Consider the following 19,867-nt stretch of genomic DNA (forward strand, 5'->3'; position numbering starts at 1 on the left):
TTCATGCAAAACATTAGAAATATTGCGATTATCGCACACGTTGACCACGGGAAGACGACTTTGGTTGACAAGATTATTCATGCTACAAACATTTTCCGAGAAAATCAGGAAAGTGGAGAATTAATTATGGATAATAACGATCTTGAAAGAGAAAGAGGGATTACCATTTTATCTAAAAATATTTCTGTTACTTATAAAGACGTTAAAATTAACGTAATCGATACTCCCGGTCACGCCGATTTTGGTGGGGAAGTAGAGAGAGTTTTAAAAATGGCTGATGGAGTTATTTTGTTGGTGGATGCCTTTGAAGGACCAATGCCACAAACGAGATTCGTACTTCAGAAAGCGTTAGAATTAGGATTAAGACCATTGGTAGTTATCAATAAAGTTGATAAACCAAACTGTCGTCCTGAGGAAGTTCATGATAAAGTTTTTGATCTATTCTTCGCTCTTGATGCTACTGAAGCACAGTTGGATTTCCCAACGTTCTACGGTTCATCTAAGCAAGGTTGGTTCAACACTTCATTGGAGCAAACAGAAGATATTTTCCCATTATTAGATGGTATCTTACAATATGTTCCGGAACCGAAAGTTGAAGAAGGAAACTTACAGATGCAGATCGTTTCTCTAGACTTTTCTTCTTTCTTAGGAAGAATTGCTATCGGAAAAGTAATCAGAGGTGAGATCAAAGAATCTCAGTGGATTGGTTTAGCTCAGGCAGACGGTAAAGTATTGAAAGGAAAAGTAAAAGAACTTTACGTTTTTGAAGGATTAGGTAAGAAAAAAGTTACAGAAGTAAAAGCCGGAGATATCTGTGCTGTTGTAGGTTTTGAAGCTTTCCAGATCGGTGATTCTTTCGTAGATCTTGAAAATCCTGAACCATTGCCAAGAACTTCTATTGACGAGCCAACGTTGAACATGACGTTCTCTATCAACAATTCACCTTTCTTTGGGAAAGATGGTAAATATGTGACTTCTAATCACCTGAAAGAAAGATTATATAAAGAATTAGAGAAAAACTTAGCATTAAGAGTTGAACAAACTGGTGATGCAAACACTTTCTTAGTATTCGGTAGAGGTATTCTTCACTTGTCAGTTTTGATTGAAACAATGAGAAGAGAAGGGTATGAAATGACAATTGGTCAGCCACAGGTTATCTTGAGAGAAATCGACGGAGAAAAATGTGAGCCTTATGAATCATTGGTTGTTGATGTTCCTGAAGAATTTGCTTCAAGAGTTATCGATTTGGCAACTCAGAGAAAAGGAGATCTTCACATTATGGAAACTAAAGGTGAAATGCAGCACATGGAATTCGAAATTCCTTCAAGAGGTTTGATCGGATTGCGTTCTCAGATGTTGACTGCTACTGCTGGTGAAGCTATTATGGCTCACCGTTTCACAGAATATAAACCTTTCAAAGGGGCTATTCCTGGAAGAAGTAATGGTGTTTTAGTAAGTAAAAGTCAAGGTCCGGCAACTGAATATTCTATTGCAAAACTACAAGATAGAGGTAAGTTCTATGTTGATCCGGGCGAGGAGATCTATGCAGGGATGATCATTGGTGAGCAAAACAAACCAGGAGATTTGGTTATCAATATTGTTGAAGCAAAACAATTAAACAATATCCGTGCTGCAGGTAAAGATAAAGATGGTGGAGTTGCTCCAAAAATCTTATTCTCTCTTGAAGAATGTATGGAATATATCCAATCTGATGAAGCAATTGAGGTAACTCCAAACTTCATCCGTATGAGAAAGAAAGTGCTTTCTGAAGAAGAAAGAAGAAGAATCGAAAGATCAGGAAAAGCTTCATAAGTTTTTTCTATATAAATCAAAGCCTCGAATTTTTCGGGGCTTTTTTGTTTTCCGGTTAGTATATTCAATAGGAGCGGACTTTAGTCCGCTTTCAATATTTATATCATTAAATTGGCTTTAGCCAAAACTTATTTTTGTGATTATAAAAATTAGTTAAAGTCATCTGATTATTTATTATCTCGTATAATTAAAAAAATAATTTAATGTAGTTTTGCAAACTATGAAAATGAATAATTTAAAACTCATCATATTTTTGGGCGTTCTAGCCTCGTGTAGCAGTGCAAAAACTGCTAGTAATAGTGTCGTAAAACCGATTCCAACAAAAAGCTCGACAAAACCTAACAATAATACTTCAAAACCCAATATATCTGTTGTAGCCACAAAACCTGCTACAAATCAGCCAACGGAAGAGGTTTTTAGAGTTAATCTTCCTGAGATTAGCAGAGAGTTTCGTGGTGCGTGGATCGCAAGTGTTGCCAATATCAACTGGCCTTCAAGAAATAATCTAACCGTTGATCAGCAAAAACAGGAAGCGATCAGCATGTTGGATATATTGAAAGATAACAACTTTAATGCGGTGATTTTCCAGGTTAGACCTTCTGCAGATGCTTTGTATACGAGTAATATCGAGCCATGGTCGTATTTCTTAACAGGAGAGACAGGAACGGCTCCTTATCCCAATTACGATCCTTTACAGTTCTGGATCGATGAAGCGCACAAAAGAGGTTTGGAGCTTCATGTTTGGCTAAATCCTTACAGAGCGCATCATACAAATGGAGGTTCACCAAACAGTCTATCGATGGCAAATAAATTGTCAGACATTGTTGTAAGATTAAAAAACGGAATGTATTGGTTTGATCCTGCCAATCCGAAAACGCAAGGCCATGTTTCCAATGTGGTGAAAGATATTGTAAAAAGATATGATATTGATGCTGTACATTTTGATGATTATTTCTATCCTTATGCAACTTACAATAAAGGAGCAGATTTCCCTGACAATGCTACTTGGAACGCTTATGTAAGCGCTGGAGGAAATCTCTCCAGAGCAGATTGGAGAAGAGATAATGTGAACAAATTTGTAGAGCGTATCTATAAAGAAATTCATGCTGAAAAAAATTATGTAAGATTTGGGATCAGCCCGTTTGGAATCTGGAAGCCCGGATATCCTGAAGGAATCGTTGGTTCTTCTCAATATGACGAATTGTATGCTGATGCTAAATTATGGTTAAATAAAGGCTGGGTAGACTATTTCTCGCCACAATTATATTGGCCTATAGAATCAAAAGGTCAGCCTTTCGGGGCATTATTAAACTGGTGGAAATCAGAAAACACAATGAATCGCCATTTATGGCCCGGATTGAATACCGTTGAAATAAAATCTTCAGACCGTCCGACAGAGATTAAAGATCAGATAGAATTATCAAGACAGATTTTAGGAAAAGAGGCAGGCGAAGTTCATTGGAGTATTGCAGGATTGACAAAAAATTCAAGCATGCTGCCAACTTTAAAAAATGGACCCTATAAAGAGAAAGCCTTAATTCCAAGAAGTCCTTGGATAAAAGCCGTACCGTTGCAAACTCCGACATTATTCACCAATGACAACGGAAGTTCAATACAGGCAAGCTGGAGCAATAAAAATATAAAAGACGTTTTCCAATGGGTGCTTTTCATTCAGTACAACGGAGTTTGGGAAACGCAGATTTTAACCGTAGAAAACCTCACAAAAGATATTCCTAAAAATAAAGACGGTAAAACATTAAATGCCATTGCTATCAAAGCCATCGACAGGCTAGGAAACGAAAGCGATTACATGGCAAAGAAAGTAAAATAGTTTTCTTTAGTAAAATATTAAAAACCAGTTCAGTAGAGCTGGTTTTGTTTTTTATGGTTTTGAACTAATTAAAATATGAATAATTGTAATAAATTGATCTTTCATATTTTAGAATAACTATAAATTATTAATTTAAATCAATGAAATTCAAATTATTATAAGTCGGTTTAAATATTTTTAATTAAAAATATAATCTTATCGGAATCATTTTTGCATCATTAATGTTAATCACACAAAAATATACATTATGAATACTAAAAGACTTTCCGACAGTATGGAAAAAGCATTAAGCGATCAAATGAATAAAGAAATTCATGCTTCACACATTTTTCTATCTTACGGAATTTGGGCCGATGATAAAGGGTATCAGGGAATTGCAAATTTCCTTTACAGACACGCACAGGAAGAAAGAAATCACTCTATTAAATTCATGGAATATGTTTTGAACAGAGGTGGAAAGCCAAAAGTAGACGCTATTCCCGCTCCACCACAGGATCCTGAATCTTTATCCGCTTGTTTTGATGGAGTTTTCAGACATGAAGTTGATAATACAACCTCAATTTACAGATTGGTAGATATGGCTTTGGAAGAAAAAGACTGGGCAACATGGAATTTTATGCAGTGGTTTGTTCAGGAACAGATCGAAGAGGAAACTCTGGCTTCAAGCCTAATAGATAAATTGAAAATTGCCGGTGGCGACAGGGCTACAGACGAATCTTTATTTACTTTGGATAAAACGTTGCAAAATACTCCAAATGACGTACCATTGGCTCAGGAGGCTACAGGTGCCAACCCATAAAAGCCAATTTGGTGAAATAAAAATTATTGAAAATCTGTCAAAATACCGGCAGATTTTTTTATTATGAAACTCATTGTAAAATCACTATCTTTGCACACCTTTAACGAGCAATAAGTCAAAAGCTGTTTGCTAAAAGCTAAGAATATATGAAATGTGGAATCGTAGGCTTACCGAATGTTGGTAAATCAACTCTTTTTAACTGTTTAAGCAACGCAAAAGCTCAATCAGCAAACTATCCTTTCTGTACAATCGAACCAAATTTGGGAACTGTTTCAGTGCCGGATCACAGATTGTTTGAATTGGAAAAATTAGTAAATCCCGAGAGAGTTTTACCAGCTGTTGTTGAGATCGTAGATATTGCCGGTCTTGTAAAAGGAGCGAGCAAAGGAGAAGGATTAGGAAACCAGTTCTTAGCAAATATCCGCGAATGTGAGGCAATTATTCACGTTTTAAGATGTTTTGATAACGGAAATATCATTCACGTTGAAGGTTCAGTTGATCCAATGAGAGATAAAGAAATTATCGATATTGAGCTTCAATTGAAAGATCTTGAAACTGTTGGAAAAGCAGTAGAAAAAGCTAAAAAATTCATCAAATCTGGAAAGAAAGATGATATTCAGACTTACGAAACACTTCAAAGCCTTGAGAAATTTATCGAAGACGGTAAAAATGCAAGAGAATTTCCTATGGATGATTTTGCAAAATCAATTATTGAAGGTGTTCAGCTTTTAACAAACAAGCCTGTACTGTACGTTTGTAATGTAGACGAAAATTCTATCAAAAACGGAAACGACTGGATCGCTAAGATCGAGGAAATGGCTAAAAATGAAAATGCTGAAGTTGTTGTTTTAGCAGCTCAGATCGAAGCAGATATCAATGAATTGGAGACTTTTGAAGAAAGAGAAATTTTCCTTGAAGAGCTTGGACTTACTGAACCAGGTGTAAACCGTTTGATCAGAAAAGCATATGATTTGTTGAAACTTCAGACGTATTTCACGGCTGGTGTTAAAGAAGTTAGAGCCTGGACAATCGGACAGGGTTGGACTGCCCCTCAAGCTGCAGGAGTAATTCACACAGATTTCGAAAAAGGATTCATCCGTGCTGAGGTTATCAAATTTGATGATTATATGACGTATGGTTCTGAGGTTAAAATTAAGGAAGCAGGAAAGCTTTCTGTGGAAGGTAAAGAATATATCGTGAAAGACGGAGACATTATGCACTTCAGATTCAACGTATAATAAGAGAATATTAAAGTTAGTTATAAATGAAGAACGCTTCCAATGTATTTTGGGAGCGTTTTTTGCATTCAATCGGGAAACCTTTTACCTATGAAGTTTTTATATTTTTTTGTTTTTGCATTATTTTTTTCATGTACTAAAAGTTTAGAAGATAGATGTTTCACTAAAGGTGAAGAAAAGTCTGATTATGTTGAAGAAAAACCCTACACAGTAAAACAAATTCTTGAAGAGAAACCAGATTATCTTGAAATTATTAATTTGGATAAATTTAGAAGCTTTAAAAAAGATAGTTCAGAATATAGAAGTAATTATTATAGCTCTGAAGCTAACGAACAATATTGGAAAGATCAAAAGATAATATTTGTAAATTTTGAGAAACAATTTTTTGGACAGTTTGAATATTCATTTAAACAAAATAATGACAGTGTTCAATATGCTTTAGGAAGAAATGGATTAGGTTATTGGCTTTTAGAAATTAGAAATAATCAACCTTCCGCCTATTTTTTAGGATTAAGTTTTAGTCATTATTATTTTAATAAGATTCAAGAAAATCCAATTGTAAAAGATGGTTTTTTTCAGATTGAAGGAAGCTTAGTAAAACTCATAAAAACTCCTCGGCAAGATAGTTATGCAGCACTTGAAGATGGGAAGTTATTCAAGATAGATTTAAAAGAATTGAAGAAAGATTCTGATAAAGATGGGTACAACGATATTTTTGAAAAAAGCTTTGGTTTAAACCCAAAAAATAAAGATTCTGACGGAGATGGTATAAATGATTTTGATGATACTAATCCTATGTTTAGATCTGAAAAAAATAAGTTTAGTGAACTTTATCAAAGGTTATTGCCTGAATATGCAGGAGTCCCAAATTTCAAACAACTACATTATTATTTTGAAGTTTTTGAAACGGATTGTGATTATTTTCATCAAGTAAATCCTGATTATAGAATATTATTTGTTTCAGAAGAAAAAAATAAGAAATCAGATTATATAAAAGTTACTGATGTTTTTGATTATGGATTCTCAAAAATTAGAAAAGATAAAACATATCCAAATAAATTTTACTTATATGAATGGGGGAGTTCTCATACAAACAGTTATTCTGCTGAATATAAAAACGGAAAATGGGAATTGGAAATGACAGGACAAATTGTTTCTTAAAAACAAAAATACCGCTCAAAACTGAGCGGTATTCCTTTTGAAAATATAATATTTTAACTACGGTAATTCTGGTCTGCATTGCAATTGCGCGCAGCTTAATGATACTTTTTTACATCCTCCTGTCCAAGGATCGATGCAATCCAATAATCCGCCTTTGATGGTTCTTAATTGCTTTTTATTCAGCTTCTTTCCTTTTTGTAGATTTTGGTTTTTCATAGTGTTTGATTTTTAGTGAGTTAGTGAAAACGAAGTTATGAAAAATTATCTTGAGTAAATCACTTTTATTGGAATTTTTTTAAAAAGGATTAATGAATAAATGTAAATTAAATATTCTCATCTCAAGTTTGTAAAACTTCATATATTTGAATTTTACAAATCAAAGGTCATGGAAAAAATTGCACACGCTTCTTTAGAAGATTTTTATAAAGAAATGACAGCCAAACTAGGAAAAGACCTCGAAAGTATTTTTCCTAAAGGTCTTCACAAGGATATTGGGCATTTCAATGTTTTTGATATAGCCCAGACTATTGAAAAAATAAAGATAACTTCTGAAATGCCCTATAACAGGAGGAAGTATTACAAAATCAGCCTGATCAGAGGTAAAAACAGGGCAGAATATGCAGATAAAGTTATCCAGATTAAAAAGAATGCTTTGCTTTTTGCCACACCCAAAGTTCCTTACCATTGGATTCCTGAAGATCCCGATCAGTCGGGTAGTTTCTGTGTTTTTACGGAAGATTTTTTCATTAAAAACAATTCCAGAAGTTCTCTTGAAGATTTACCGATTTTTCAACCGGGAAATATTCCTTTGTTTGAAATTGATGATGAATTGGCCGATGAGATTGAACAGCTTTTCGTGAAAATCAAAAAGGAGATTGCTTCAGATTATATTTTTAAATATGATTTAATCCGCAATTATGTAGTAGAACTGATTCATTACGGGCAAAAATTACAACCTGCTACAAAGCTGTCAACTTCAAATGATGCTTCGTTAAGAGTGGTGACTTTATTTATAGAATTGCTTGAAAGACAGTTCCCAATTGAATCTAATGAACAAAGGTTACAGCTTAAAACTGCAAAAGATTATGCTGATCGGCTGTCAGTTCATGTGAATTATTTAAACAAAAAGTTAAAGGAAAATACAGGAAAAACAACAACTGAATTTATTGCAGACCGCATGATTCAGGAAGCAAAAATTCTATTAAAACAAACAAAATGGAATGTCTCAGAAATATCTTACGCACTGGGATTTGAAGAAATCGCCCACTTTTCAAACTTCTTCAAGAGAAAAACTACGGTTACGCCTTTAGAATTTCGGTCGTGATTTGAATTTTGCAAATATCAGATTGATTCGAGCAAACACATCAATGGTAAATTGTCGGAACTTTGTCTCATTAAAATAAACAACAAAATGAATACACAAACAAAAATCGCATTAGTTACCGGTGGAAGCCGCGGATTAGGGAAAAATTCGGCGTTAAAGATTGCTCAAAAAGGTCTTGACGTAATCATTACTTACAGAAGCAATAAGGAAGAAGCAGATAAAGTTGTTGAAGAAGTTCAGGCTTTGGGAAGAAAGGCAATTGCTTATCAATTAAACACAAAAGATATTAAAAGTTTCGATGCCTTCGTAAAAACAGTCGGAGATCATTTGGAGGAAAATACAGGAAGCAGAAACATCGATTTCCTTGTAAATAATGCCGGAACAGCTTTATATGCGCCGATTTCGGAGGTTACAGAAGAGCAATTGGATGATGTTGTGGATATTCACTTTAAAGGAGTGTTTTTCTTAACTCAAAAATTCTTGCCTTTTATTAATGATGGTGGTGGTATCGTTAATGTTTCTTCAGGATTGGCAAGATTTGCGTTGCCTGGATCTTCTGTTTACGGTTCTATAAAAGCGGGTGTTGAAATGCTGACAAAATATATGGCGAAAGAATTGGGTTCAAGAAAAATCAGAGCGAATGTTGTTGCTCCGGGTGCTATCGAAACTGATTTTGGCGGTGGCAGAACGAGAGATGACAAACAGGTAAATGACACGATTTCAAGCATTACAGCCTTGGGAAGAGCCGGTTTACCGGACGATATCGGTGGAGTAGTTGCATTCTTATGTACTGAAGACTCTGGTTGGGTTAACGGACAAAGAATTGAGGCTTCCGGTGGAATGTTTTTGTAGAATAATAATTGGTAGCTTCGAGAGCCTCAGCCACCAATTGTGAACGTTTTATCCATTCGTACTAAGAAGATGTTTATTATATAGACGGTGGCTGAGGTTCTCGAAGCTACCGTTTTTTATAATTTAGACAAATTCTCAATCGCCCTTTCCAAAGTTTCCTGTTTCTTCGCAAAACAAAGACGAATCACATTTTCATTTAATTTATTTTTATAAAAAGATGAAAACGGAACACTTGCCACTTTATGATTAATAGTTAATTCACTTGCAAATTCAAAATCATTTTTATCTGAAATTTTATCATATTTCAACGCTTGGAAATAAGTTCCTTCACAATCCAATAATTCGAAAGACGTGTTAGCTAAGCCTTGTCTTAAAAAGTCTCTTTTTTCCTGAAAGAATTGATTTAAATGATTGTAATGATCATCATTTTTCATGTATTCAGCTAAAGCCAGCTGGATTGGAGTATTCACGCAGAAAACATTGAACTGATGCACTTTTCTGAACTCATCCGTTAAAGCTTTCGGAGCGGCGCAATAGCCAATTTTCCAGCCTGTAACATGAAAAAGCTTTCCGAAAGAGGCAACCAGAAGGCTTCTTTCTTTTAGTTCGGGATATTTACAGATGCTTAAATGTTTCTTTCCGTCAAAAACGATATTTTCGTAGACTTCATCACTTAAAATTAATATCGGAGTATCTTTTACAATAGAGATCAATTCCTGAATATCATTGTCTTTTAAAATCTTTCCTGAAGGGTTATTCGGATTGTTAAGAATGATCATTTTGGTTTTATCTGAAACTAAATTTTTCACGACGCTCCAATCAATTTCGTAATCGGGAGCTTTCATTTCAAAACGCTTTACAATTCCTCCGAAAAGCTCTACTGTAGGCTCATAACAGTCATAAGCCGGTTCGAAAATAATGACTTCATCATATTTTTTAATGAAAGTTGCGATGGCTGTGAAAATAGCCTGCGTTCCGCCTGCAGTAACAGTTATTTCTGTGTCGGGATGATAAACAGCTTGGTGGCTGTTTTCAATTTTTCTTGCAATTTCTTCCTTTAAACCTATCATTCCGCCCAAAGGAGCATATTGATTAAACCCTTTTTTAATGAAATGGTCTACATGATTTAATAAATCAGAATCGGGCATGAAATCCGGAAATCCTTGTGAAAGATTGATGGCTTCATTTTCATTGGCCAATTGCGTCATCTGACTGAAGATCGTAGTTCCGACATCGGAAAGTTTAGAAAAAGGAAGTTGTATCATTAAAACAAATTTTTTATTTACACCGAATTTAATTTATTTTTTGCAATCCGTACAGATTATTTAAAGGAAAAGATCACCGTTAGTCTGAATTTTATCAATTTTTAAATTTAAGGTAGGAATATATCAGATTACAATATTTTTAAGCTGAAAAATAATCTTGATAAAATTGAAATGAACAGAATATTTCTTGCATAATTTTTAATAATACTTTAAATATCCATTTTGATAATCAATAATCCAATAAATTGTCAGTAAATTTTGAAAAACGGATTGAAAAAATTCGGATAATTTTGTCCAATTTCGTACTTTTGTATGTTTGCTGAAATAATATATGTCACAAGAAATAAATCCAATCTATTCCGAAGATAATATCAGAACCCTCGATTGGCAGGAGCACATTCGTTTACGTCCCGGAATGTATATCGGGAAGTTAGGAGACGGCTCGTCTGCTGATGATGGTATTTATATTTTGCTTAAAGAAATTCTGGACAACTCTATCGATGAGTTCAGAATGAAGTCGGGTAAGAGAATTGAAATAAAAGTGGACGACGGTAAAGTTATGATCCGTGACTTTGGCCGTGGAATTCCATTAGGAAAAGTGGTAGATGCTGTTTCCAAAATGAATACCGGAGGTAAGTACGATAGCAAAGCCTTCAAAAAATCTGTAGGTCTGAATGGGGTAGGTACAAAAGCTGTAAATGCACTTTCAGAATATTTCCGTGTGAGATCTTTCCGTGAAGGAAAAATGAAGATGGCAGAATTTTCCCGTGGAATGATCACGGAAGATTTTGAAGAAAAAGATACCTCAGACAGGAACGGTACCGAAATTTCTTTTGTTCCGGATGGAGAAATTTTCCTTCATTTCAAATACAGAAAAGAATATATCGAAAGGATGCTGCGTAATTACGCGTATCTGAATCCGGGACTTAAAATTCTTTTTAACGGAGAAACTTTTTATTCTGAAAATGGTCTTAAAGACTTATTGGAAGAGGAAATGGAAAACGAAATTCTCTATCCTATTGTTCATTTGAAGGATAATGATATTGAATTGGCGATCACACATTCTGACAAATCTCAGACGGAAACGTATTTCTCATTCGTTAACGGACAAAATACAACGCAGGGTGGAACGCACTTAAATGCCTTCCGTGAAGCGTATGTAAAAACGATCCGTGAATTTTTTAATAAGAATTTTGATGCTTCTGATATCAGAAAATCAATCATTGCAGCGATTTCTATTAACGTTGAAGAGCCTGTTTTTGAATCTCAGACGAAAACTAAGTTAGGTTCGAATGATATTGGACCAAACGGGCCAACGGTAAGAACTTTCATTATCGATTTCCTGAAAAGTAAATTAGATAACTTCTTACATAAAAATCCTGAGATTTCTGAAGCGATCCAGAGAAAAATATTAATCTCGGAAAGAGAAAGAAAAGAGCTTTCAGGAATTCAGAAATTAGCAAGAGAAAGAGCGAAGAAAGTTTCTCTTCACAACAAAAAACTTCGTGACTGCAGACAGCATTACAATGATCAAAAAGCCGAAAGAAAAGGAGATACACAGATTTTTATTACCGAGGGAGATTCTGCATCAGGATCAATTACAAAATCTAGGCAGGTAGAAACCCAAGCTGTATTCTCATTGAAAGGGAAGCCTTTGAACTGCTACGGTCTTACGAAAAAAGTAGTGTATGAAAATGAAGAATTCAACTTGCTCCAGGCTGCTTTAAATATTGAAGAAAGTCTTGAAGATTTAAGATATAACCATGTAATTATTGCAACAGATGCCGATGTCGACGGGATGCACATTCGTTTGCTGATGATCACATTCTTTTTACAGTTTTTCCCTGATCTGATAAAGAATGGACACCTTTATATCCTTCAAACACCTTTGTTTAGAGTAAGGAATAAAAAGGAAACGAGATATTGCTATTCAGAAGTTGAAAGAGTGAAAGCATTAAACGAGTTGGGAAAGAACCCTGAAATTACACGATTCAAGGGATTGGGAGAGATCTCACCTGATGAATTCAAACATTTCATAGGAAAAGATATTCGCTTAGAGCCTGTCGTAATAGGAAAAGATCAGACTATTGAGCAGTTATTGGAATTTTACATGGGTAAAAATACTCCGGACAGACAATTGTTTATCCTGGATAACCTTGTTGTAGAAGACCCGGATATTGATAAAAAAGAAATATTGAGTGAAGCTATAGAATAATAATTTATAAAACAAAATGATGAAAAGACACACTAAACACCCACAAAAGACAAAAAACACCAACACACACCAACACACACACAATAATTAATATGAGACTGAGTAACCGTAACAAAGCTTCGGTATATAACTTTGTGAATACGCTATTGATAATGACCGTTTTAATCGGGATTGCACTTTTCCTTCTGGAAGAATACAGATTTAATATTTTAGGATTAGAAAGCTATTTTTTACTGATTATTCCTGTTGTTTTATTAATAGCTTTTTACTTGAGAGGAAGACAGATTTTTGAATACGACAGTGATGGAGAAGCACTTAATTTTAAAAACCGAAACATTGTCCCGTTTCTGGATAAACCATTAAGCGATGAATTCCCGAAATACAAACTGATACGCTATGAAATAATAGATGTTTTTTATATTAAAAGACTTTACATTACAATTTCAAGCAAAAACAGTGGATCTACAATGTTGAAGTACGAAATTTCTTATCTTACAAGAAAAGAAATAGTAGATTTAAGGTTCTCTTTAAGTAAAGTAATAAAAGCTAATAACGAGAAAAAAGAGTTAAAAATAAAAGATGACAGAAGAACACTCTCATGAAGGTGAAAGCTTAAAAAAAGTTTCCGGTCTTTACAAAGACTGGTTTCTTGATTATGCATCATATGTAATTTTAGATAGGGCAATTCCGTCTGTTTATGATGGTTTGAAGCCTGTTCAGAGAAGAATTATGCACTCCATGCGTGAGCTGGAAGACGGGCGTTACAACAAAGTTGCCAATATCGTAGGAAATACCATGAAATATCACCCTCATGGTGATGCTTCTATTACCGATGCAATGGTGGCAATTGGGCAAAAAGAACTCTTAATTGATACTCAGGGAAACTGGGGAAATATTTATACAGGAGATTCCGCAGCGGCAGCGAGATATATTGAAGCGAGATTAACCCCTTTTGCATTAGAAGTTGTCTTCAACCCTAAAACAACGGAGTGGGCAAAATCTTATGACGGTAGAAATAACGAACCGATTGATCTTCCCGTGAAATTCCCATTGCTTCTTGCACAGGGAGTTGAGGGGATTGGAGTAGGACTTTCAACCAAGATTCTTCCCCATAACTTCAATGAATTAATTAATGCTTCTGTTGCTTATTTAAAAGGTAAAAAGTTTGAAATATTTCCTGATTTCTTAACCGCAGGGTATTTGGATGTGTCTGAATACAACGACGGTCATAGAGGCGGGAAAGTAAGAGCCAGAGCAAGAATTACGCAGACAGACAAGCATACTTTAGTTATTTCTGAACTTCCTTTTTCTAAAAATACAAGTGATTTAATTGATTCGATCCTAAAAGCGAATGAAAAAGGGAAGATCAAGATTAAAAAAATTGAGGACAATACTTCTGACAAAGTGGAGATCCTTATTCACCTTCCTAATGACTCTTCGCCTGATAAAACAATTGATGCTTTATACGCATTTACAGACTGTCAGGTAACGATTTCTCCGAATGCATGCGTAATTGTTGGGGATAAACCAATGTTCCTGAACGTTTCTGAGATTTTAAGAATGAATACCGATCACACAGTTTCATTGCTTAAAAAAGAATTAGAGATTGAACTTCACGAGTTACAGGAAAACTGGCATTTTTCTTCATTGGAAAGGATTTTTATTGAAAACAGAATTTACCACGATATTGAAGAGGTTGAAACCTGGGATGATGTTCTATTAACAATCGACAAAGGCTTAAAACCTCACACGAAACATCTTTTAAGAGCAGTAACGCAGGAAGATATTCTTCGTTTGACAGAGATCAGAATTAAGAGAATTTCAAGATTCGATTTAGATAAATTTAAAGAAAACATTGCCGCTCTTGAAGGTAAAATAGAGCTGGTAAAACATAACCTGGCTAATCTGATTGCTTATGCAATTGATTATTATTTAAATATTCAGAAGAAGTTTGGTAAGGATAAAGAAAGAAAGACGGAGCTTAGAATTTTTGACACAATTGATGCAACGAAAGTTGCCGTAGCCAACGAAAAATTCTATGCTAATTTTGAAGAAGGTTTCATCGGAACTTCTCTGAAAAAAGATCAATATTTATTCGACTGTTCAGATATTGATGATATCATTACTTTCAGAAAAGACGGAAGTATGAAAGTGGTGAAAGTGGAAGCTAAAACTTTTATAGGAAAAGACATTTTACATGTCGCAATTTTCAAGAAAAACGATAAAAGAACGGTCTACAACATGATCTATCGTGAAGGGAGAGACGGACCATATTATATGAAACGTTTTTCTGTAACGGGTGTTACCAGAAATACGGATTACCCATTGGCTTCAGATAAAAAATTCTCTGAAATGCTTTATTTCTCAGCTAATCCGAATGGTGAAGCCGAAACGGTATCTGTACTTTTAAAGCCAAATCCAAGGATCAGAAAAAATAAAATGGATATTGATTTCTCCGAATTAGCCATCAAAGGACGTGATTCTAAAGGGAATTTGGTAACCAAGTATTCAATTAAAAAGATTGATCTTAAAGAAGAAGGCGTTTCTACATTGGCACCAAGAAGAATTTGGTTTGATGATACGGTGAGAAGGCTCAATGCAGACGGAAGAGGAACGTTATTGGGAAGCTTTAAAGGAGACGATAAAATATTAGTTGTTACCGGCAATGGAGAAGCCAAACTTATTTCTTTTGATCTTGGAAACCGTTTCGATGATGAATATCTGATCTTAGAAAAATGGAGACCAAACCAGCCGATAACATGTATTTATTACGATGGTGAGAAGGAAATTTATTTTATCAAAAGATTCCTTTTGGAGAATAATACCAATCCGCAGAGCTTTATGCCTTCGGAACATCCAAAGTCGTTTATTGAAAATATAATTGTGGCAAATGGCTGTACTGCAGAAATCGCTTTTGCAAAAGATAAAGGGAAAGAACGCGATCCTGAAACGGTAAATATTGATGAATTTATTGCTGTGAAAGGAATTAAAGCTATTGGAAATCAGTTTACTAAATTTAAAGTTAAAACAATTAACGTAACCATTCCGGAGCCTGAAGAGGAAGAGCCGGAAGTATATGAGGAACCTGAAAATACAGAAGGAACTGATGATGATGGAGGCGTAATTGGTGATTTGTTTGATGCAGGAGAACCTGAAAATTAAAAAATATGGATATAGTAGTTTTAATAATCATTGCCGTGACCTGTATCATCAGTTACATGGGACTTAATAATATTCAGTTATTTGAAAAATACAAATTTAATGTTAGCGCAATAAATTCTAGAAAGGAATATATCAGACTGATAAGCTCTGCATTTCTTCATGCCGATTTTATGCACCTGTTTTTCAATATGCTGTCTTTATATTTTTTTCAGGGAGTTGTCATTCATTTTTTCGGAACTATAGGTTTTCTGATTATCTACTTTGGATCGATGATTCTTGGAAATTTATTTAGCTTACTTATTTACAAGAATCAACCTTGGTATTCTGCAATAGGTGCTTCTGGTGCTGTTTCCGGAATTATCTTTGCATCAATTGCGATGGCTCCGAATGAAATTAGCGTCAACTTTTTACCGGGCTGGCTTTTCGGAACATTATATTTTGGGTATTCAGTGTATATGATGCTAAATCCAAAACAATGGGATAATCTGGGGCATTCAGCGCATTTGGGCGGAGCATTTTTCGGATTGGTTTATTCGATAACATTGCATCCTGATTTAGCATTAAGTAATTGGTATTTCTTGGGAGCAATGTCGCTTCCTTTGATATATTTATCTTATCAAATTTTTGTGAAGAAAAAGATAGGGTAAAAAAATTAACCTTAAATAATATTAAAACCAATGAACTTAAATACTGTTTCATTGGTTTTCTTTTTTATAAGCTTATTTCCTGCTCTCTTCTTTCGCAAAATTATATGGCAGGCGCAGCCTATTTCAAAAGATAATGCCAGTAATCATTGTGATAGAAATACTCTCTATAAAGTATAACCAATCTTCTGATGAACTGATAATCTGACTCTTTGTAAGATATATTATGATTTGTATTGTCTATACGAAATTTAGCATGATAAGAAGAAATTACTTCTTTGACAATCTTTTTGATTTATTTTTTGGAGCGAGGGCGAAGCTTCTGAAATTGTGAAAAAAGGGTGGAATTATATGGCGGATATTATGGAAACCAATCCTGATAATTCTCCAATAAGCATGACTTTAAAAGAAGTTTTTTATTTAGAGTAAGTAGTTGATTATCTTTATTTTTGAGAGTTTTTATAAATCTTCTGTTAATTTTTCAGTAAAATTGATGTGTTGGGTTTTGATTTCTATAGACATTACTTTACTCCAACAATAAAACGATCATTTTCAGACAAATCCTTTATTAAGTCAACTTTAGAAAATTTTTTTACATATAATTCCAATGTTTCCGGACCTAGTTTTTGATTGATTTCTAAAAATAATAATCCATTTTTATTTAAGTATTTTTTCGAATCTTCTGCGATTTTTCTGTAAAAGATCAACGCATCGGAAGTAGGAGAGAAAAGTGCTATTTTGGGCTCAAATTCTTTTACAGAATCGGCAATTTCGATCTCTTCTTCAATCCCAATATAAGGTGGATTTGAAATAATAACATCATAATTTTCAATCAGCTCAAAATTGAGATAATCTGCATGAATCAAATTGATTTCCAATTGATGAAAGGCGGAATTCTTTTTCGCAACTTCTAAAGCTTTTTCAGAAAAATCAATCGACGAAACTTCAGCTTCAGGAAAATGTTTTTTTAAAACTAAAGGAATTACACCGCTTCCGGTTCCGATGTCGAGGATTCTCAATTTGTGAATTGTGAACTGTGAATCTTGAATTTTTTTAATTGCGATTTCCAATAATTCCTCCGTTTCAGGACGGGGAATTAAGACATTTTCATTGACGAAAAACGTCATTCCGTAAAATTCTGTTTCGCCTAAAATATGCTGATAAGGTTTGTTGATTTTTAACTCTGAAATAACTTCTTGAAGTTTGTTTTCATCATCAATCAATAATTCCTGATCAGATAATTTTCTTTGATTAAATGCATCAACTCCTAAAAAATTTTCTATAAAAATGGAGTACAAAAAAGCACTTTCCGATTCTGTATACAGCTCGGAAAGTGCTTTTTGAAAATATTGTTTAAATTCCAGGATCGTCATTATCTTGTGAAAACCAGTTTTGTATCTGTAGATTTTTCTTCGTTGATCCTATAACCTTCGTAATTGAAAGCTTTTACATCATTCAAGGTTTTTGCATTGGTTTCTGCGCAGAATCTTACGACCAAACCTCTTGCATGTTTTGTGTAAACGACGATTGTTTTGAGTTTTCCGTCTTTTAATTCATAAAAATCAAAATCAATTACGGGATGATTCAGCTTTTTTCGGTCGATTACTTTTCCGTATTCGTTGCTGCATAAATGAAGAAGAATTTCGTTCTTTTTCATCTCAGAATTCAATTGTTCCGTTACTTTTTCTTTCCAGAATTCATACAGATTTTTATAATTTTCAAATTCAAAATTACGACCCATTTCCAATCTGTAAAGCATTACTTTATCAGACGGTTTCAACAGACCATACAATCCGGAAAGTATTCTGTAGTTTTTCTGTAAATAATCTACTGCATTTTTATCTAAAGTTTTGGCATCCAAACCTCTGTAGACTTCACCTGTAAAGGCAAACATAGCGGGCGCAGATTCTTTTGCGGTGGGTTTTTCTTTCCATTTTTGGTTTCTTTCCCAGTTTTCATCAGCCAGTTTTGGCGAGATTTCCATCAGTTCAGAAAGATATTTTGGAGATCTATGCTTTAAATGCGATTGTAAAAGTGCTGCTTCTTCAATGAATTTAGGCGTAGTAGATCTCAAAAGGTCTGTTGAGTTTTCTACGTTCATTAATTTGGCAGGAGATGTTATTATTTTCATGTTGTTTAAAAAGCAGATAAATGTTTAATATCAATAAAATTCATGATCATCAAAGACACAAAATCGAATAGAAAATGACAGATGATGATGATTTTAATATTCGAATATAATTTATAAAATACAGCAAAAACGACCCCGATAAAGAGAGGTCCTACAACCTGGCCAATCGTTCCGTATGTGCTGTGAAGAATTCCAAATAAAATGGCGGAAATTATTATTCCTACAACCGGACTGTTGTATATTTTTTCAATTCTGGGCTGGATATAACCTCTCATTAAAATTTCTTCTACAACGCCCGCAGTTAGACAAGTAAAAATAATCAAAAAATAATTATTTTTAAAAATTGATTGCAGCTGAATGAGTTTATCACTCATTTTTTCATGCGTAATAAGAAAGATTAACCCATTTAAAAGTGCGCCTCCAATAGCGCAAATAAAATAAAGGCAAACTACTGCGCCAATATAAAACGACATTGGATATTTTTTGTCTTTCCAAATCGTAATGGGGCTTTTCTCGATTAATTTACTGTAAAGAAAGATCAATAACAAAACGACCCAAATAACAATTCTGCTATTCAAAAACAGACTGGCTGTCATAGTTTTTATCCCAGTAATTAAGCTGAGAAAAGGAAAAACATAAAGCATCACTAAAGCAAGAAGCACAAAAGTGAGCAGAATTCCTAAAGAATATTTTCCGTTAAAACTCATAAAATGATAGAGAAATTATAATTAAATAATTCCTTTTCCTTGTCTGATCATTTCAGGTTCTCCGGAAGTAAGGTCTACAATTGTTGACGCTACATTATCACCATATCCTGAATCTATAACAATATCAACCAAATGATCATATTTTTCGGCAATTAATTCGGGATCTGTAGAATATTCAATGATCTCGTCATCATCTTTTATGGAAGTTGAAGCAATCGGATGTCCTAATTTTTCAACAATAAGCTGAGGAATTGGGTGATCCGGCACACGAATACCGATCGTTTTGTGACCTTTATAAGCTAAAGGTACACTTTTATTGGCATCTAAAATAAACGTAAATGGCCCGGGAAGGTGGCTTTTTAAAAACCTGAAAACAGAAGTGTCAATAGGTCTTGTAAAATCTGAAAGATGGCTGAGATCATTACAGATAATAGAGAATTGTGCCTTCTCAAGTTTCATTTTTTTTATCTGAGCCAGTTTTTCCATGGCTTTAATATCAAAAATGTTACAACCTAATGCATAAATAGTATCGGAAGGATAAATGATCAATCCGCCGTTATTTAAACATTTAATTACCTCATTGATAAGATTTTCCTGAGGGTTTTCCGGGTAAATTCTTAGTATTTTTGCCATAGTACAAAGATACAAATATTAAAATAGTTTTCATAAAACTCCTTTATTTAAAAGAAAAATTAGGATTTTAAAAAAAATGTCGTACATTTGCAA

Annotated in this window: 17 protein-coding genes; 11 read left to right on the forward strand and 6 right to left on the reverse strand. The window is 34.1% G+C overall.

Annotated features, from left to right (window positions below):
* Positions 1 to 3: 3 nt before the first annotated feature.
* From typA to BT156_RS19915, 5 genes are all read left to right on the forward strand, one after another.
* Complete coding sequence (gene typA / locus BT156_RS19895) at positions 4 to 1,812, forward strand: translational GTPase TypA (RefSeq protein ID WP_072412679.1); 1,809 nt, start codon at positions 4 to 6, stop codon at positions 1,810 to 1,812.
* 220 nt (positions 1,813 to 2,032) lie between these two features.
* The gene (locus tag BT156_RS19900) at positions 2,033 to 3,643 is read left to right on the forward strand and encodes a glycoside hydrolase family 10-like protein (protein WP_072412680.1); all 1,611 of its coding nucleotides are present in this window, start codon (positions 2,033 to 2,035) and stop codon (positions 3,641 to 3,643) included.
* Positions 3,644 to 3,890: 247 nt separating this feature from the next.
* Positions 3,891 to 4,442: a ferritin gene (locus BT156_RS19905; RefSeq protein WP_072412681.1), complete on the forward strand. Its 552-nt coding sequence runs from the start codon at positions 3,891 to 3,893 to the stop codon at positions 4,440 to 4,442.
* Between the two features lie 146 nt (positions 4,443 to 4,588).
* Positions 4,589 to 5,680 (forward strand): redox-regulated ATPase YchF, encoded by a 1,092-nt coding sequence (ychF, locus tag BT156_RS19910; RefSeq protein WP_072412682.1) that lies wholly within the window; start codon positions 4,589 to 4,591, stop codon positions 5,678 to 5,680.
* A 90-nt stretch (positions 5,681 to 5,770) separates the two neighbouring features.
* Positions 5,771 to 6,841, forward strand: coding sequence for an ASCH domain-containing protein (locus BT156_RS19915; protein ID WP_072412683.1), 1,071 nt, complete (start codon positions 5,771 to 5,773; stop codon positions 6,839 to 6,841).
* Positions 6,842 to 6,898: 57 nt separating this feature from the next.
* Here the strand turns inward: BT156_RS19915 and BT156_RS22225 are convergent, their stop codons facing one another.
* Positions 6,899 to 7,057 (reverse strand): hypothetical protein, encoded by a 159-nt coding sequence (locus tag BT156_RS22225; RefSeq protein WP_170857348.1) that lies wholly within the window; start codon positions 7,055 to 7,057, stop codon positions 6,899 to 6,901.
* Positions 7,058 to 7,226: 169 nt separating this feature from the next.
* On the opposite strand from BT156_RS22225, the gene BT156_RS19920 reads away from it, so the two are divergent.
* Together BT156_RS19920 and BT156_RS19925 are read left to right on the forward strand one after the other, a co-directional pair.
* Positions 7,227 to 8,165 (forward strand): helix-turn-helix domain-containing protein, encoded by a 939-nt coding sequence (locus BT156_RS19920; protein WP_072412684.1) that lies wholly within the window; start codon positions 7,227 to 7,229, stop codon positions 8,163 to 8,165.
* 87 nt (positions 8,166 to 8,252) lie between these two features.
* Positions 8,253 to 9,017: an SDR family NAD(P)-dependent oxidoreductase gene (locus tag BT156_RS19925; RefSeq protein ID WP_072412685.1), complete on the forward strand. Its 765-nt coding sequence runs from the start codon at positions 8,253 to 8,255 to the stop codon at positions 9,015 to 9,017.
* Positions 9,018 to 9,133: 116 nt separating this feature from the next.
* Here the strand turns inward: BT156_RS19925 and BT156_RS19930 are convergent, their stop codons facing one another.
* Entirely contained in the window at positions 9,134 to 10,282 is a 1,149-nt protein-coding gene (locus tag BT156_RS19930; protein WP_072412686.1) for a methionine aminotransferase, read from the reverse strand.
* A 331-nt stretch (positions 10,283 to 10,613) separates the two neighbouring features.
* Here BT156_RS19930 and BT156_RS19935 point away from each other — a divergent pair, with 331 nt between their 5' ends.
* The 4 genes from BT156_RS19935 to BT156_RS19950 all read left to right on the forward strand — a co-directional run bounded on the left by BT156_RS19935 (position 10,614) and on the right by BT156_RS19950 (position 16,306).
* The gene (locus BT156_RS19935) at positions 10,614 to 12,497 is read left to right on the forward strand and encodes a DNA topoisomerase IV subunit B (RefSeq protein ID WP_072412687.1); all 1,884 of its coding nucleotides are present in this window, start codon (positions 10,614 to 10,616) and stop codon (positions 12,495 to 12,497) included.
* A 92-nt stretch (positions 12,498 to 12,589) separates the two neighbouring features.
* Entirely contained in the window at positions 12,590 to 13,099 is a 510-nt protein-coding gene (locus BT156_RS19940; RefSeq protein ID WP_072412688.1) for a hypothetical protein, read from the forward strand.
* Positions 13,077 to 15,659, forward strand: coding sequence for a DNA gyrase/topoisomerase IV subunit A (locus BT156_RS19945; RefSeq protein WP_072412689.1), 2,583 nt, complete (start codon positions 13,077 to 13,079; stop codon positions 15,657 to 15,659). Before BT156_RS19940 ends, BT156_RS19945 begins: the two co-directional genes overlap by 23 nt.
* 5 nt (positions 15,660 to 15,664) lie before the next feature.
* Positions 15,665 to 16,306 carry a rhomboid family intramembrane serine protease gene (locus BT156_RS19950; protein ID WP_072412690.1) on the forward strand — a complete coding sequence of 214 codons (642 nt, stop codon included), beginning with the start codon at positions 15,665 to 15,667 and terminating at the stop codon, positions 16,304 to 16,306.
* Between the two features lie 518 nt (positions 16,307 to 16,824).
* Here BT156_RS19950 and prmC read toward each other — a convergent pair.
* The 4 genes from prmC to BT156_RS19975 are packed head-to-tail and all read right to left on the reverse strand — an operon-like array spanning position 16,825 to position 19,774.
* The gene (gene prmC / locus BT156_RS19960; RefSeq protein WP_072412691.1) at positions 16,825 to 17,676 is read right to left on the reverse strand and encodes a peptide chain release factor N(5)-glutamine methyltransferase; all 852 of its coding nucleotides are present in this window, start codon (positions 17,674 to 17,676) and stop codon (positions 16,825 to 16,827) included.
* Entirely contained in the window at positions 17,676 to 18,434 is a 759-nt protein-coding gene (yaaA, locus tag BT156_RS19965) for a peroxide stress protein YaaA (protein ID WP_072412692.1), read from the reverse strand. The genes prmC and yaaA overlap by 1 nt, the downstream gene beginning before the upstream one ends.
* 5 nt (positions 18,435 to 18,439) lie before the next feature.
* A complete protein-coding gene (locus BT156_RS19970) occupies positions 18,440 to 19,141 on the reverse strand; it encodes a CPBP family intramembrane glutamic endopeptidase (protein WP_072412693.1) in 702 nt (233 codons plus the stop codon).
* A 21-nt stretch (positions 19,142 to 19,162) separates the two neighbouring features.
* Positions 19,163 to 19,774: an L-threonylcarbamoyladenylate synthase gene (locus tag BT156_RS19975; protein ID WP_072412694.1), complete on the reverse strand. Its 612-nt coding sequence runs from the start codon at positions 19,772 to 19,774 to the stop codon at positions 19,163 to 19,165.
* Positions 19,775 to 19,867: the final 93 nt, after the last annotated feature.

It is taken from the genome of Chryseobacterium limigenitum (assembly GCF_900114875.1).
GTDB classification, from domain to species: domain Bacteria; phylum Bacteroidota; class Bacteroidia; order Flavobacteriales; family Weeksellaceae; genus Chryseobacterium; species Chryseobacterium limigenitum.

Coding starts and splice junctions, on each gene's coding strand:
- BT156_RS19945 (WP_072412689.1), top strand. CDS start 13,077: ATGACAGAAGAACACTCTCATGAAGGTGAAAGCTTAAAAAAAGTTTCC.
- BT156_RS22225 (WP_170857348.1), bottom strand. CDS start 7,057: ATGAAAAACCAAAATCTACAAAAAGGAAAGAAGCTGAATAAAAAGCAA.
- ychF (WP_072412682.1), top strand. CDS start 4,589: ATGAAATGTGGAATCGTAGGCTTACCGAATGTTGGTAAATCAACTCTT.
- typA (WP_072412679.1), top strand. CDS start 4: ATGCAAAACATTAGAAATATTGCGATTATCGCACACGTTGACCACGGG.
- BT156_RS19920 (WP_072412684.1), top strand. CDS start 7,227: ATGGAAAAAATTGCACACGCTTCTTTAGAAGATTTTTATAAAGAAATG.
- yaaA (WP_072412692.1), bottom strand. CDS start 18,434: ATGAAAATAATAACATCTCCTGCCAAATTAATGAACGTAGAAAACTCA.
- BT156_RS19935 (WP_072412687.1), top strand. CDS start 10,614: ATGTCACAAGAAATAAATCCAATCTATTCCGAAGATAATATCAGAACC.
- BT156_RS19940 (WP_072412688.1), top strand. CDS start 12,590: ATGAGACTGAGTAACCGTAACAAAGCTTCGGTATATAACTTTGTGAAT.
- BT156_RS19915 (WP_072412683.1), top strand. CDS start 5,771: ATGAAGTTTTTATATTTTTTTGTTTTTGCATTATTTTTTTCATGTACT.
- BT156_RS19970 (WP_072412693.1), bottom strand. CDS start 19,141: ATGAGTTTTAACGGAAAATATTCTTTAGGAATTCTGCTCACTTTTGTG.
- prmC (WP_072412691.1), bottom strand. CDS start 17,676: ATGACGATCCTGGAATTTAAACAATATTTTCAAAAAGCACTTTCCGAG.
- BT156_RS19950 (WP_072412690.1), top strand. CDS start 15,665: ATGGATATAGTAGTTTTAATAATCATTGCCGTGACCTGTATCATCAGT.
- BT156_RS19975 (WP_072412694.1), bottom strand. CDS start 19,774: ATGGCAAAAATACTAAGAATTTACCCGGAAAACCCTCAGGAAAATCTT.
- BT156_RS19930 (WP_072412686.1), bottom strand. CDS start 10,282: ATGATACAACTTCCTTTTTCTAAACTTTCCGATGTCGGAACTACGATC.
- BT156_RS19925 (WP_072412685.1), top strand. CDS start 8,253: ATGAATACACAAACAAAAATCGCATTAGTTACCGGTGGAAGCCGCGGA.
- BT156_RS19900 (WP_072412680.1), top strand. CDS start 2,033: ATGAAAATGAATAATTTAAAACTCATCATATTTTTGGGCGTTCTAGCC.
- BT156_RS19905 (WP_072412681.1), top strand. CDS start 3,891: ATGAATACTAAAAGACTTTCCGACAGTATGGAAAAAGCATTAAGCGAT.